Annotated in this window: 14 protein-coding genes; 6 read left to right on the top strand and 8 right to left on the bottom strand. The window is 69.7% G+C overall.

The features are described from left to right. Positions 1-33: 33 nt before the first annotated feature. Positions 34-693, top strand: coding sequence for a response regulator transcription factor (locus tag AB0I12_RS08690; RefSeq protein ID WP_359926564.1), 660 nt, complete (start codon positions 34-36; stop codon positions 691-693). Here AB0I12_RS08690 and AB0I12_RS08685 read toward each other — a convergent pair. The 5 genes from AB0I12_RS08685 to AB0I12_RS08665 all read right to left on the bottom strand — a co-directional run bounded on the left by AB0I12_RS08685 (position 690) and on the right by AB0I12_RS08665 (position 5,038). Beyond that, a complete protein-coding gene (locus tag AB0I12_RS08685; protein WP_359926562.1) occupies positions 690-1,151 on the bottom strand; it encodes a nitroreductase/quinone reductase family protein in 462 nt (153 codons plus the stop codon). The two genes, AB0I12_RS08690 and AB0I12_RS08685, sit on opposite strands and share 4 nt — an antisense overlap. Positions 1,152-1,236: 85 nt before the next feature. Further along, entirely contained in the window at positions 1,237-2,544 is a 1,308-nt protein-coding gene (locus tag AB0I12_RS08680; protein ID WP_359926559.1) for an NAD(P)/FAD-dependent oxidoreductase, read from the bottom strand. Between the two features lie 350 nt (positions 2,545-2,894). Then, entirely contained in the window at positions 2,895-3,272 is a 378-nt protein-coding gene (locus AB0I12_RS08675; protein WP_359926556.1) for a VOC family protein, read from the bottom strand. Between the two features lie 15 nt (positions 3,273-3,287). Further along, positions 3,288-4,490, bottom strand: a complete 1,203-nt coding sequence (locus tag AB0I12_RS08670) for a GNAT family N-acetyltransferase (RefSeq protein WP_359926553.1) — start codon at positions 4,488-4,490, stop codon at positions 3,288-3,290. A gap of 47 nt (positions 4,491-4,537) precedes the next feature. Then, a complete protein-coding gene (locus AB0I12_RS08665) occupies positions 4,538-5,038 on the bottom strand; it encodes a DinB family protein (RefSeq protein ID WP_359926550.1) in 501 nt (166 codons plus the stop codon). Positions 5,039-5,093: 55 nt separating this feature from the next. Between AB0I12_RS08665 and AB0I12_RS08660 the strand changes: the two genes are divergently transcribed. From AB0I12_RS08660 to AB0I12_RS08650, 3 genes are all read left to right on the top strand, one after another. Beyond that, a complete protein-coding gene (locus AB0I12_RS08660; RefSeq protein WP_359926547.1) occupies positions 5,094-5,861 on the top strand; it encodes a DUF4118 domain-containing protein in 768 nt (255 codons plus the stop codon). A 125-nt stretch (positions 5,862-5,986) separates the two neighbouring features. Further along, entirely contained in the window at positions 5,987-6,562 is a 576-nt protein-coding gene (locus AB0I12_RS08655) for a hypothetical protein (protein ID WP_359926545.1), read from the top strand. 121 nt (positions 6,563-6,683) lie between these two features. Further along, entirely contained in the window at positions 6,684-7,511 is an 828-nt protein-coding gene (locus tag AB0I12_RS08650) for a Bax inhibitor-1/YccA family protein (protein WP_359926542.1), read from the top strand. Between the two features lie 91 nt (positions 7,512-7,602). Here the strand turns inward: AB0I12_RS08650 and AB0I12_RS08645 are convergent, their stop codons facing one another. After that, positions 7,603-8,793, bottom strand: a complete 1,191-nt coding sequence (locus tag AB0I12_RS08645) for a cation:proton antiporter (RefSeq protein ID WP_359926539.1) — start codon at positions 8,791-8,793, stop codon at positions 7,603-7,605. Between the two features lie 113 nt (positions 8,794-8,906). Here AB0I12_RS08645 and AB0I12_RS08640 point away from each other — a divergent pair, with 113 nt between their 5' ends. Further along, positions 8,907-9,989, top strand: coding sequence for a VOC family protein (locus AB0I12_RS08640; RefSeq protein ID WP_359926536.1), 1,083 nt, complete (start codon positions 8,907-8,909; stop codon positions 9,987-9,989). Between the two features lie 34 nt (positions 9,990-10,023). Here AB0I12_RS08640 and AB0I12_RS08635 read toward each other — a convergent pair whose 3' ends face one another. Both AB0I12_RS08635 and AB0I12_RS08630 read right to left on the bottom strand, forming a co-directional pair. Then, positions 10,024-10,254: a DUF4287 domain-containing protein gene (locus AB0I12_RS08635; RefSeq protein ID WP_355477090.1), complete on the bottom strand. Its 231-nt coding sequence runs from the start codon at positions 10,252-10,254 to the stop codon at positions 10,024-10,026. Between the two features lie 115 nt (positions 10,255-10,369). Next, positions 10,370-11,386, bottom strand: a complete 1,017-nt coding sequence (locus AB0I12_RS08630) for an SGNH/GDSL hydrolase family protein (RefSeq protein ID WP_359926533.1) — start codon at positions 11,384-11,386, stop codon at positions 10,370-10,372. A 76-nt stretch (positions 11,387-11,462) separates the two neighbouring features. Here AB0I12_RS08630 and AB0I12_RS08625 point away from each other — a divergent pair, with 76 nt between their 5' ends. Then, positions 11,463-12,836 (top strand): cystathionine beta-synthase, encoded by a 1,374-nt coding sequence (locus AB0I12_RS08625; protein WP_359926530.1) that lies wholly within the window; start codon positions 11,463-11,465, stop codon positions 12,834-12,836. The last annotated feature ends 27 nt before the right edge of the window (positions 12,837-12,863 follow it).

The raw sequence follows: 12,863 nt of genomic DNA, 5'->3' as shown, positions 1-12,863 counted from the left end.
CTCATCCGCGCCCGCAGCGAAGCGAGGACGTGGATGAGTATTCGGGTGCTGATCGTCGACGACGATCCGTTGTTGCGGGCCGGGCTGAAGTTGATGCTGGGCGGCGCCGAGGACCTCCGGGTGGTCGGTGAGGCCGGTGACGGGTCCGGCGTGCAGGGGCTGATCGACCGGCTCGCGCCGGACGTGGTCCTGATGGACATCCGGATGCCCGGCACCGACGGCCTGACCGCGACCGAGACGGTACGGCGGCGCCCGGGCGCGCCCGAGGTCGTCATCCTCACCACCTTCGACGCCGACGAGCACGTACTGCGGGCCCTCCGGGCCGGCGCCGCCGGGTTCATCCTGAAGGACACCCCGCCCGCGGAGATCGTGGAGTCGGTACGCCGGATCGCGGCCGGCCAGCCCGTCCTCTCACCGGCGGTCACGAAACGGCTGATCACCCGCGTCGCCGACGCCGGCCAGGACGACCGCAAGGCCAGGGCCGGCGCCCGGCTCGCGGACCTGAACGACCGCGAACGCGAGATCGCGGTCGCCGTCGGCGAGGGCAAGTCGAACGCCGAGATCAGCGCGACGCTCTACCTGAGCGTGCCCACCGTGAAGACGCACGTCTCCCGCATCCTCACCAAACTGGACCTGAACAACCGCGTCCAGATCGCCCTCCTGGTCCACGACGCCGGCCTGCTGCACGACTAGCGCGGTTCGAGCACCACCACCTGGGTCGGTTTGGAGCGCCGCGCGGCCCAGGCGTCCAGCTTCTTGTCGATCTGCTGCCAGCGTGCCCACAACCGGTCCCGCTCCTCGCCCTGCGCGGCGCGGCCGCGCACCGACCGCTTCCCGTCCGCGACCACGACCTCGGCGTCCGGGTGCGCCTGCAGGTTGAGCCACCAGGCGGGCTCCGGTTCTTCCCAGCCGTTCATGGCCATTGTGACCAGGTTCGGCCCGTCCTCGAAGTACCCGAGGATCACGCTGCGCGGCTGACCGGTGCGCCGGCCGGGCACGGTGAGCCGCAGGGTGCCGTAGTGCTCGCGGTCCTTCGGCAGCGACAGGCCGAGCCGGCCGCCGCTGGCGTTGTAGATCCCGCGATGGATCTTCCAGGCCAGCCACTTCACCCAGTGCGGTGGTACCCATGCCGTCTGCTCCGACGTACTCATGTCCCCCTCCAGACACTCGTAGCATCCAGGGTGACAGAAGGCCGGGGCCTCCGGCGAGTTGGAGGCCCCGGCCGATCAGGTGGTGTTACGACTGGATCGCGCGGCGGAACTCCTCGTTCGGGGTCTGCAGGCTGCCGAGGCTGGTGACCTCCCGGCGGAAGAACAGCGCCAGGGTCCAGTCGAGGATGACGCGGGCCTTCCGGTTCAGGGTAGGCACGCGGGACACGTGGTACGTCCGGTGTAGGAACCACGCCAGCCAGCCCTTGACCTTCACGCCGTACAGCTGCGCGACGCCTTTGTGCAGGCCGAGGCTCGCGACCGAGCCGACGTACTTGTGCTTGTAGTCCTGCGGCGGCTGCCCGTCGATCACCCGGAGGATGTTCGCGGCGAGCTGGCGCGCCTGGCGGACCGCGTGCTGCGCGTTCGGAGCGGTGTACGCACCGGTCTCGCTGGTCAGGTCGGGCACGGCCGCGTTGTCGCCGGCGGTCCAGGCGTCGTCGACACCCTCGACCCGCAGGTTCGCGAGCGTCTTGATCCGGCCCTTCTCGTCCAGCGGGAAGTCGGTCGCTGCCAGCGCCGGGTTGGCCTTCACGCCCGCCGTCCAGACGATCGTGTCGGCGTCGAACTCGTCGCCGTCACTGAGTACGACGTGACCCTTCTCGCAGGACTCCAGCCGGGTCTCCAGCCGGATGTCCATGTTGCGCTTGCGGAGCTGGTCCACGGTGTACTTGCCGAGATCCTCACCCACCTCGGGCAGGATCCGGCCGGTGGCCTCGACCAGTACCCAGTGCATGTCCTCGGGCTTGATGTTGTCGTAGTAGCGGGTGGCGTAGCGGGCCATGTCCTCGAGCTCGGCGAACGCCTCCACACCGGCGTACCCGCCGCCGATGAAGACGAAGGTGAGCGCGGACTTGCGCAGCGCCGGGTCGGGCTGCGACGAGGCGACGTCGAGCCGGTCCAGAACCTTGTTGCGCAGCGCGATGGCCTCTTCGACGTTCTTGAACCCGGTGGCCTCCTCGGCCAGCCCCGGGATCGGCAGCGTCCGGGCGATCGAGCCGAGCGCGACCACGATCTGGTCGTAGGCGAGCTCGTACTCCGGGCCCTCCTCGGGCAGCACCTTGGCGACCTTGTGTGCGTGGTCGATGCCGGTGACGCGACCGGTCACCACCCGGCAGCCCTTGAGGGTCTTGCGCAGCGGCACCACGACGTGCCGCGGCTCCACCGAGCCGGCCGCGGCCTCCGGCAGGAACGGCTGGTACGTCATGACCGAGCGCGGGTCGACGACGGTCACCCGGATCCGGCCCTTGCGAGCGGCGCGGCGCAGACCGTACGCGGTGTACATCCCGACGTAGCCGCCTCCGACGACGAGGATGTGCGGCACCTGGGCTGTCATGCGGTTCACTCTCCCTGAGTGGTTCTCCGACTTCATGTTCACTTCAACGCTAAACGCTCGTGAAAGATTTCACAAACCCTCTCGCGGGTGATCTCACCCACCGAACATCCCCCACCCGAGGGACTCCTCATCTCCTCATGGTGGGTTCTGGGGCCGGTGCCCACCAGCCCTGTGCGGGAACCGTAAGCACCACACCGCTCGAGCATCCGGAGCCCGCCAGGACGACCGCTCGTCGGCGGGGGCCATTTCAGGGGTGAACCTGCCCCGTGCGCCCTTCGCGATCCGCATGCGCGTGGTGAGGGGGCATGGGCAAGGGTTCACCTCTCAAATGGACCCGCGCACATCCAGGATCACTGCTCGGTCGGTCCTTCGAGCGCCAGGCGGTAGCCGCTCGGCGTACGGAGCAGGAGCCGCCTATACGTCCAGCCGGGCGCGGGGGTGTTGTGCTCGAGCTCGTAGTCCAGCCCGGCCTCGCGGCACCGATCAGCTGCCGCGTCCACGTCGGACACGGCGATCTGCCACGTGAGCACGCTCGGCGGATCGTTCGGCGCGGGCGCCTGCTGGATGCCGAAGTGCACGGTGTCGGTGCCGAAGGCGATGAAGTCGGGGTACTCCGGACCTTCGTAGATCACCGGAAGGCCGAGCCGTTCGTAGAACGCACGCTCGGCGGGTAGGTCCGAGACATTGAGCACCGGGGCGAGGCGGGTGAACAGCGGATCGGTGGGCACGGGTACCAGCCTGCGCTATCCCAGTGGCAGGCGGTAGACGGAGACGTGGGAGGGCGAGGTGGCGGTGAACGGCGTACCTGCCCAGTCGGCGTGGCGGGATTCGAGGGTGAAGCCGGCGAGTTGGGCCATCAGGTCGAGCTCGGCGGGCCAGATGTAGCGGTGCGGGGAGCGGAAGAGCTGGGCATCGGTGCCCTCGCCGAAATGGAAGTGGTGCGAGACGACGTGCTGCTTCAGTACGTCGTACGTGTCCAGCAGGATGTAGCCGGGATCGGCGACGCCGACGGTCGCGGGGGTGCCGGGCGGGAGGCGGCGCAGCTCGGGGACCCAGAGCTCGATCACGAACCGGCCGCCGGGGGAGAGGTGGCGGGCGGCGTTCCGGAAACTCTCGACCTGCTCCTCCTGGGTGAGCAGGTTCGAGATCGTGTTGTACACCAGGTAGACCAGCGAGAACTCGCCCGGTATGCGAGCCGTGGCCATGTCGCCGGCCACCACCGGAATCGTGTCCGCGTCCGCCTTCGTCCGCAGCCGGCCGAGCATCGCGTCCGACATCTCGATCCCGCTCACCGGCACGCCGTACTCCGACAGCGGTACGGCGACCCGCCCGGTACCGATCGCGAACTCGAGCGCACGACCACCAGCGGCAAGTTCGGCCAGCCGCTCCACGGTCGGCCCGAGGACGTCAGCTGCGAACATCCCGGCGCCCGGCGTGTCGTACCGCTCAGCCACGTCCGCGTTCCACTGCCGGTTCTGCTCCGCGGCCTTCGTCCACTCCATGACGTCCTCCTTGTCGTCCCCGCCGATCCTCACGAAGCCGAGCCGGTCGTACAGCCGCCGGGCGTTGGGGTTGTCGCGCTCGACGTGCAGCCGCAGCGGTACGCCGCGTCGCGCGGCCTCCGATTGGAGCTCGGCGATGATCGACGTACCGACGCCGCGGTTCTGTACGTCCGGGTGCAGCTGGATGCCGTTCAGCTCGACCGACTCCGCCGTACGGCTGACGCGCAGGCGGCCGGCGCCGCGGCCGTCGACCTCGACCACGGCCAGGTCGGTGGTGGGATCGGCCACCGACTCCCGGCTCCAGCCCTCGAACTCGGCCCGCCAGGCGGCCTCGTCGACATCGGCGGGCATGCGCCCCTGACCACTCGTGGCAGCGAACGCCACCTTGGCCAGCAGTGCGGCATCGGACGGCTCGGCGGGGCGAAGGCGGTAGCGGTCGGCCATGGGCGCCAACGTAGCGGGGGCGTCTGCGACCGACCACGGGTTTTCGGCTACTCGCCGACCAGTCCGTCGGTCGACTCCCGGAGCAGGTCGAGGTGACCCAGATGCCTGGCGGTCTCCTCGATCAGATGCGCCAGGGCGTACCGCAGGGTGAAGGTCATTCCGTCCGAGTGTGCGCGCTCGTCGAGCGCCGCCGCCGCGGTGATCTCGCGCGACCGTGCGCATTCCTCGCGGTACGACGCGAGCAGGCGGTCGACCGTGTCGCCGGGGCCGAGCGGGAAGCAGCCGTGCGGATCCTCCTCCGTCCACGGCCAGTCGACGTCCAGGCCGGCGAAGTCGATCGCGAACCAGAACCGCTCGACACCGGTGAGGTGCTTGACGATCCCGCCGGGAGTGAGCGCCGACGGATGCACCGGGCGGGCGTGCGCCTGCTCGTCGGTGAGACCTGCGAACTTCAGGTCGACCGTGGACCGGAGGAAGTCCAGCAGACCGGTCAGGGTGCCGCGCTCATCGGCGTCCTCGGCCGGCCGGACGCGGGCGATTTCGGGCATGCAGACACCGTACGGTTGTCAGACCTTTGTGAGAACTGTTGATCCCGTGCCCGCGGTGAGCATCAATGGTGACGTGGAGAGATACCGCAACTGGGTACTGGCTGGTTCGCTGTTGGTTCCACCGGCTGTCTGCGCTCTGCTGGCGCCGTTCCGGGACGGATTCGACAACGCGAACGCGGCCTTGCTGCTGGTGGTCGTGCTCGTGGCGGTCGCCTCCTTCGGGTTCCGGCTTCCCGGCGTGCTCGCGGCCGTGTCGAGCGCGGTGTGGTTCGACTTCTTCCTGACCACGCCGTACAACACCTTCACCATCAACAGCCGGGATGACGTCGAGCAGACCATTCTGCTGCTGGTTATCGGTGGAGTGGTCACCGAGCTGGCGATCTGGGGCCGCAGACAACAGGCCAAGGCGTCCCGGCATCGCGGCTACCTGGACGGGGTGATCACGGTCTCGCAGGCGGTCGCGGCCGGCGGGTCCACCGACGACCTGATCGAGCAGGTACGCGCCGAGCTGACCGCCGTACTCGGGATCGACGGCGCGAAGTTCGTTGCCGGGGACAAGCAGACCCAGGCCCCGCGGCTGAACCCGGACGGCTCCGTGACGCGCGGGACCCACGTCCTCAGGGTCGAGCGCGACGGCCTGCCGACGAACGCCGAGATCGAACTCACGGTCCAGCACGCCGGCGAGACCCGCGGCCGTTTCCTCCTCACCGCCGCCACCCGCGTCACCCGCCCCGACCTCGAGCAACGCCTGGTGGCCGTGGCCCTCGCCGACCAGGTGGGCGCCGCCCTCACCACCCACGAACCAACCCGTCCCCACCTCTGACCGGCCTGCGTGAGCACGACGTCCCGGGTGGCCGCCGGTCCGGCGTCGTACCTGCCCATACGGGTACGACGACGCACGACCGGATCTTCGTGTAACGCCGGCGGCCGCGCGGCGATGAGTCGCATGTGAACGAGCAGGAATTCGCCCTCCGTGCCGGTGAGCTGGCAACCAGAATCGGGTACCCGATGCCGTCCGTCGCGTGGACGGATCGCCGCGGGCGGTACGTGACGATCGACGAACGCCGAGTCTCAGCGCCGGTGCTGCTGATGCGGCCGGAAGTGGCTCAATGGTGCTCGAGCCTGCGGGATGTGATGATCGCCCAGACGATGCTGTGCGCCCGCTTCGGGATGTACCGCCATCACCGGCAGCTGAAGATCTGGGGTTTCGGGTTGACCGCCGCGGTCGCACTGGTGCTGGGGTTCAGGTTCGGTTCGTGGGCGTATGTCTGGCCGTTGGTTGCCTGGGCGTTGTTGACGGCGGCGTCGGCGATCTATGCCCGGCGGCTGTTCCGGAAGGTCGACCGCGAGCTGATCGGGATCTTCGGGCCGGCCGTCGTACTGGAGGTGCTCGAGCATCAGCGCTGCCCACTCACGCCCGCGAGCTTCCTCAGTTGGTTGTGGGGCGGTGCCGGGGTGCTTCCGGCCGAACGGATCAAGTGGCTACGGGCGTCGGTCCCCGGAAATTCATCCGTGGCCGATTGATTTACCCAACTACTTTCCGCGGTTTCTGGTGGGGGAACAGCAGGGGGATTCTCAGATGTTGTTAAGGGTGGGACCGTAGTATCTCGATACGGCCCCGGATGTGGGTCATCAGGAGGAAGAGATGCAGAGCAGTAACCCGGTGCTGAACCGGTCGAGTGCGTTTGCGCCTGGCCAGGGCCAGGCCTATCCGGGGGCCGCTCCGTACGGTCAGCCGGGCCCCTACGGTTACGGCGGATCGGGTATGCCGCCGCAGCAGTACCAGGGTGCTCCGGCCGCGAGCCGCCCCATGACGCTGGACGACGTGATCGTGAAGACCGCGATCACCCTGGGTGTGGTCGTGGCGGCTGCCGCGGTCGCCTGGTACACGGTTCCGGACACGGTGGTGACGCCGGTCTTCCTGGCCGGTGCGCTGGTCGGGTTCGCGCTCGCCATGGTGCTGTCGTTCTCCCGCAAGGTGAACCCGGCCCTGCTGATGGCGTACGCCGTGGCCGAGGGCGTGTTCCTCGGGATCGGCAGCAAGTTCATCGCCAACTGGGTCGGTGACCCCGGCATCATCGTGCAGGCCATCCTGGCCACGCTGGTGACGGCCGGCCTGACACTGGCGACGTACAAGTACTTCGCGATCAAGGTGACGCCGCGGTTCACCAAGATGGTCATCATCGGCACGATGGGCTTCGCCGGCGTGCTGGTGATCAACCTGCTGCTGAGCCTGTTCGGCGTCAACACCGGGATCAGCGGAATGGGCCCGATGGGTCTGCTGTTCGCCGCGCTCGGCGCCGGTCTCGCGGTGTTCAACCTGATCCTCGACTTCGACATGGTCGAGCAGGGCGTCCGTCACGGCGCCCCGCAGAGCGAGGCCTGGCGGGCCGCGTTCGGCCTGACCGTCACGCTGGTCTGGCTGTACTGGAACATCCTGCGGATCCTCGCCATCCTCCGCGGTGGCGACTGACAGCGGGTACTGAACAACGGAAGGGCCGGTCCAGGTGGGCCGGCCCTTCCGGCTGACCCGCACCGCAGGTCCCGCGTCCGCGTGCCGTGGGTCAGCCGGTGGGGCCAGGTCCCGACGGCCGCCGGTTCAACGGCCCTTTCGTCGCCTTCCCCGCGACCAGGCCGTGTCGAACGGCGATACCGCCGGCGACCGCGCTGACCGCGATCGTGATCAGCGCGCCGAGGATCAGCGCGGACGACTCACCCGGCTGCAGCACGTGCAGCGACGTACCGACGGTGGCCGCGGCCACCGGGACACCGAGCTGGGCCGACGCCAGCGCACCCATGCTCAGCGGTTGCCGGGTGAGCATCCCGGACAGGTGACTGATCACGGCTCCGACGCCGAGCCCCGCGCCGACGGCGATGAACTCGGGTTTCGTGCCGAGCTCCCGCAGGTCGAGTGACGCCCCGAGCCACACGAAGAACACCGGACCGAGAAACCCTTCGGTCAGCGCGAACAGCTGCCGGGCCAGCCGCCGCGGCTCCCCGACCGCCGCCACCGCGAGGCCGAGGACGAAGCCGGCCAGCATGATCGACACGTGCACCGCGGTGGCCAGACCGGCCAGCGCGAACAGCACCACCAGGCTGACCCGCAGCTCGACCGCGAACCGCCGGTCCTCGGAGACGGTGTGGACCCGATGCCGGACACCGGACCGCTCCGCCTTGTCCAGCAGGAAGAACACCACTACCCCGGCCGCGATGACCGCGAGCGCGCCGAGCGCCGCCCGGCCCGCGTGCGGCGGATCAATGGCGAGCGGCAGCGCCACGATGCAGGTGGCGTCGGCGATCGCGACCTGGGGCAGTAGCTCGGTCACCGGCCGGCCACCGAGCCCGAGCGAGTCGATGATCGGCAAGATCAGCGCGGCGGACGACGACGCCATCAGGACGGCGTACAGCGCCACGTGGCCGGTGCCGAACACCGCGTCGAGCACGAAGGCGAGAGCGGTCGCGAGAGCGCCGGTGAGGACCGCGCGGAGCAGTCCGGGGCGGATCGCCCGCCGCAGGCTCTCGTCACGGACCGGGACGTGAGTGCCGGCCACGAACATCACCAGGCCGAACCCGATGTCGGCGAGGAACGCGAACCGGGCGTCGGACGCGGTCAGATAGCCGATGCCGGTCCTGCCCAGGAGGACGCCGGCGGTCAGCTCGCCGAGCACGACCGGGACGTGCCAGCCGCGGCGCAACGCCAGCGCCGGTCCCAGCAGGCCGACCGCGACGACGACCGCCAGCATGGTGAAGCTCATCGCGCAGCCCCTTCCACAGACCGTCATTGTGCATCCGCGAGGTCACGGATCGGCGAGCGCGCGCCCGACGTTCCGGACGCGCACCGTCCGGTTCTGGCTCTACCGTGATCAGCATGACTGCTGTTTGGTACGACGCTGGCTCGCACGCCGCCGGCGCGGCGCTGGCCGCAGCCCTCCCGGCAACCATCGACGTGGACGTGCGGGCGACCGGCGTCCGCGTGCACACCGACGCCCTCCAGGAGGTCGATGCCACGGCCGCCGAGCTGGGACTGACGGCGGATCCCGCGGCGGTCCAGACCCTGCGGCTCGGTCTGGATGCGGCCGATCCCGCGACGGTGCGCTCGTTCTGGGAGCCCGTGCTCGGGTACCGGCGTGCGGGGGCCGGCTGTCTCGAGGACCCACTTCGGCGGGACCCGTCCTTCGCGGTACGGAGGCTCGACGAGGCGCGGCCGTTGCGCAACCGGATCCATGTGGATGTGGTGCGACCGGCGGCCGAGGTGACGCGCGCACGGGCGGGCCGCGAACCGACCGGCCCGTTCGGTGTGATGCTCGCCGACGACGAGGGCAACGAGGCCGACCTGGTGCCCGGGGACCCGCTGCCGGGGACGACGGATTGGTGCGCGCTGTTCGGCGCGATGACGTTCTATCCGCAGGCGACCGCGCAGTTCGTGACAAGCGTGGCGGAGCTGGCCGACGCCGCGGGCCTACCGCTGCTGATCGACATCCGGCCGGAAGGCGTTGTCCTCGACAGCGGGAAGGACGCGTGGGAGGACGGCAGCGGCGGCGCGGATCCGGCGTTCGCCGCGCTGGCACGGCGAATCGAGTCCGCGGCGGAGGACTTCGGGTTGCGGGCGGATCCCGCGCCGCTGCGGTTCGTGCAGTTCGGCATCGACGCGCTCGACGTACCGGCGATCCGCGCGTTCTGGATGCGGTTGCTCGGCTACCGGGCCGACCCGCGGCCGGACGTCACCGACATCTACGATCCGCGCCGGCTGAATCCGGTGCTGTTCTTCCAGCAACTGCAGGAACCTCGGCCGCAGCGCAACCGGATCCGGTTCGAGCTCGCCGTACCGGACCCGGAGGACAGGATCGCGGCGGCGGGTGGGCGGGTGCTGTCCGAGAAGCCTTACCTGGTGGCCGATGCGGAGGGCAACGAGGTGGTGCTCAGAACGACGAAGACCCGCCCTTCCACCTGAAAGGGCAGGTCTTCGAATTCTTCTCCTTTGCGGCTCAGCCCATTCGCCGGTGCGCCTTGACCAGGTCGTACTCGTGGACGATGGCGGTAGCGTGCCCGTGCGCGAGTGTGTACTCGCCGGCAAGCCATCTCACTCTGTCGTCGAAGCGCAGGAACGACGGTCCGTCGTTCATCAGCTGGAACCACTCGGTCATTGCGCGTCCGGTGCATCTGGGCACGGCCTCCACCAAACGCCGATGCGTCTCCTCGGAGTGGTTCAAGCCCATCTTCGCCTCCCGTCATCGGGGTACCGCGTAGTTATCGACTGTGCACCACCCGGCCGTCCGGAGGCAAGACTCCCGACATGAAAGTCCCCGCTCAGCGGACGCACAAGTCCGGCAACTACTGACCCACCGGGATCGCGTCCGTCGGCTCCTCCACCCGGTCGACCTCGGCCTTCGGATGGCGGCGGCGGTGGCGGAGCTCGGCCCACCGGCCCCGGGGACCGCGGGAGCGCCCGCCGACCTCGGTCGCGGCGACCTCGGTACCGGCCTGGCGCGCGGCCTGGACGGCGGCTTCGGCAATCGGCAGGATCGCCTCGCCGCGGAACGGCTCCGGGTGCACGAACGACTCGGTGCCGATGCCCATCGCGGCCGCCACCGACGGCAGCAGCGCCGCCGACGCGGCGGCGTACCCGGTGGCCGACGGGTGGAAGTTGTCCCGGCCCCACATCGACGGGTTGGTCCGGAACACCTCGCCGAGCAGCGAGCCGAGCGACACGGACCGGCCGCCTGCCTCGACCACTGCGATGGTCTGGGCGGCGGCCAGCCGGTGACTCAGGGACCGGGCGACCCACCGCAGCGGCGGCACGATCGGCCGGACCACTCCGAGGTCCGGACAGGTTCCCACCACCACCTCACAGTTGGCGGCGCGCAGCCGGCGGACGGCGGCCGACAGCAGCCGGACCGAGGTCGACGGCGGCATCTTGGCCTTGACGTCGTTCGCGCCGATCATGATCGCCGCGACATGCGGGCCGGCCTGCAGCGCGGCGTCGACCTGGGCCGCGAGGTCGGTCGACTTCGCGCCGGTCTTGGAGACGTCGACGAGGCGGACCGGCCGTTGGGCCAGCTCGGCCAGCCCGGAGGCGAGCAGCACCCCGGGGGTCTCGTCCGGCGAGTCGGTGCCGTACCCCGCGGCGCTCGAGTCGCCGAGCATGGCGAACGTGATCGGATGTCCTGGATACCGGCCGTACAGACCGTTGCCCGGAGTCGGGTAGTAGCGCATCGGTCCGATCACGCGTTTCGCATACTCGGCCTCAGCGGTCAGTACGCCGTACAACGTGGCACCGATGAGTCCGAGTCCCCCGCCCCCGAAAGCTGCGGCCTGGGCCAGCTTCTTCGCTGCCCTGGCTCTACTCATGAGTACAGGATTACACGCTGTGACAGCGACGCAAGTGAAAATAGGGGAAAGCCGTGCGTATCACTACAGTGAAGATGTGCGCTACGCAGAATCTCTCCTGGACCTCGTCGGCAACACCCCGCTGGTGAGGCTGTCCAAGACCACCGACGGTGCCAAGCCGCTGGTGCTCGCCAAGGTCGAGTACTTCAATCCCGGCGGCTCGGTGAAGGACCGGATCGCGGTCCGGATGATCGAGGCCGCGGAGGCCTCCGGCGAGCTCAAGCCCGGCGGCACCATCGTCGAGCCGACCTCCGGCAACACCGGTGTCGGGCTGGCGATGGTCGCACAGCAGAAGGGCTACAAGTGCGTCTTCGTCTGCCCGGACAAGGTCAGCGAGGACAAGCGCAACGTCCTGAAGGCGTACGGCGCCGAGGTCGTGGTCTGCCCGACCGCGGTCGCTCCCGAGCATCCGGACTCGTACTACAACGTCTCCGACCGCCTGGTCCGCGAGATCGAGGGCGCCTGGAAGCCGAACCAGTACGCGAACCAGAACAACCCGCGCTCGCACTACGAGACCACCGGCCCGGAGATCTGGGAGCAGACCGAGGGCAGGATCACGCACTTCGTCGCGGGCGTCGGCACCGGCGGCACGATCAGCGGCACCGGGAAGTACCTGAAGGAGGTCTCCGGCGGGAAGGTGCAGATCATCGGCGCCGACCCGGAGGGCTCGGTGTACTCCGGCGGTACCGGCCGGCCGTACCTGGTCGAGGGCGTCGGTGAGGACTTCTGGCCCGAGACGTACGACCGCGACATCTGCGACCGGGTCATCGAGGTCTCCGACGCCGACTCGTTCGCGCTCACCCGGCGGCTGGCCCGCGAGGAGGCGATGCTGGTCGGCGGTTCGGCCGGGATGGCGGCCGCGGCCGCGATCCGGCTCGCGCACGAGCTCGACGACCCGGACGCCGTCATCGTGGTCCTGCTGCCGGACGGCGGCCGCGGCTACCTGACCAAGGTGTTCAACGACGACTGGCTGGCGCAGTACGGCTTCCTCGCGCACACCCGGCAGGGCACCACCCTCGGTGACGTGCTGGCCGGCAAGGACGGCAGCCTGCCGCCGCTGGTGCACACCCACCCGCACGAGACGATCGCCGAGGCGGTCGCGATCCTGCGGGAGTACGGCGTCTCGCAGATGCCCGTCGTCCGGGCGGAGCCGCCGGTGATGGCGGCCGAGGTGGCCGGCGCGGTGTCGGAGCGGACGCTGATGGACGCGCTGTACTCCGGCAAGGCGCGGCTGGCCGACATCGTCGAGCAGCACATGGACCCGGCCCTGCCGTCGCTGGGCGCCGGTGAACCGGTCGCCAAGGCGGTCGAGCTGCTCGAGGGTAGGGACGCCCTGATGGTTCTGGACGACGGGAAGCCGGTGGGCGTCTTGACCCGGCAGGACCTACTGGTCCACCTGTCGGCCGACTGACCTCAGCGGTCCGCGACCTCAGCGGTC

Source organism: Kribbella sp. NPDC050459 (genome assembly GCF_040655315.1).
Classification (GTDB): Bacteria; Actinomycetota; Actinomycetes; order Propionibacteriales; family Kribbellaceae; genus Kribbella.
Note: the sequence above shows the minus strand (reverse complement) of the source record. Positions and strands in the feature narration are given on the sequence as shown.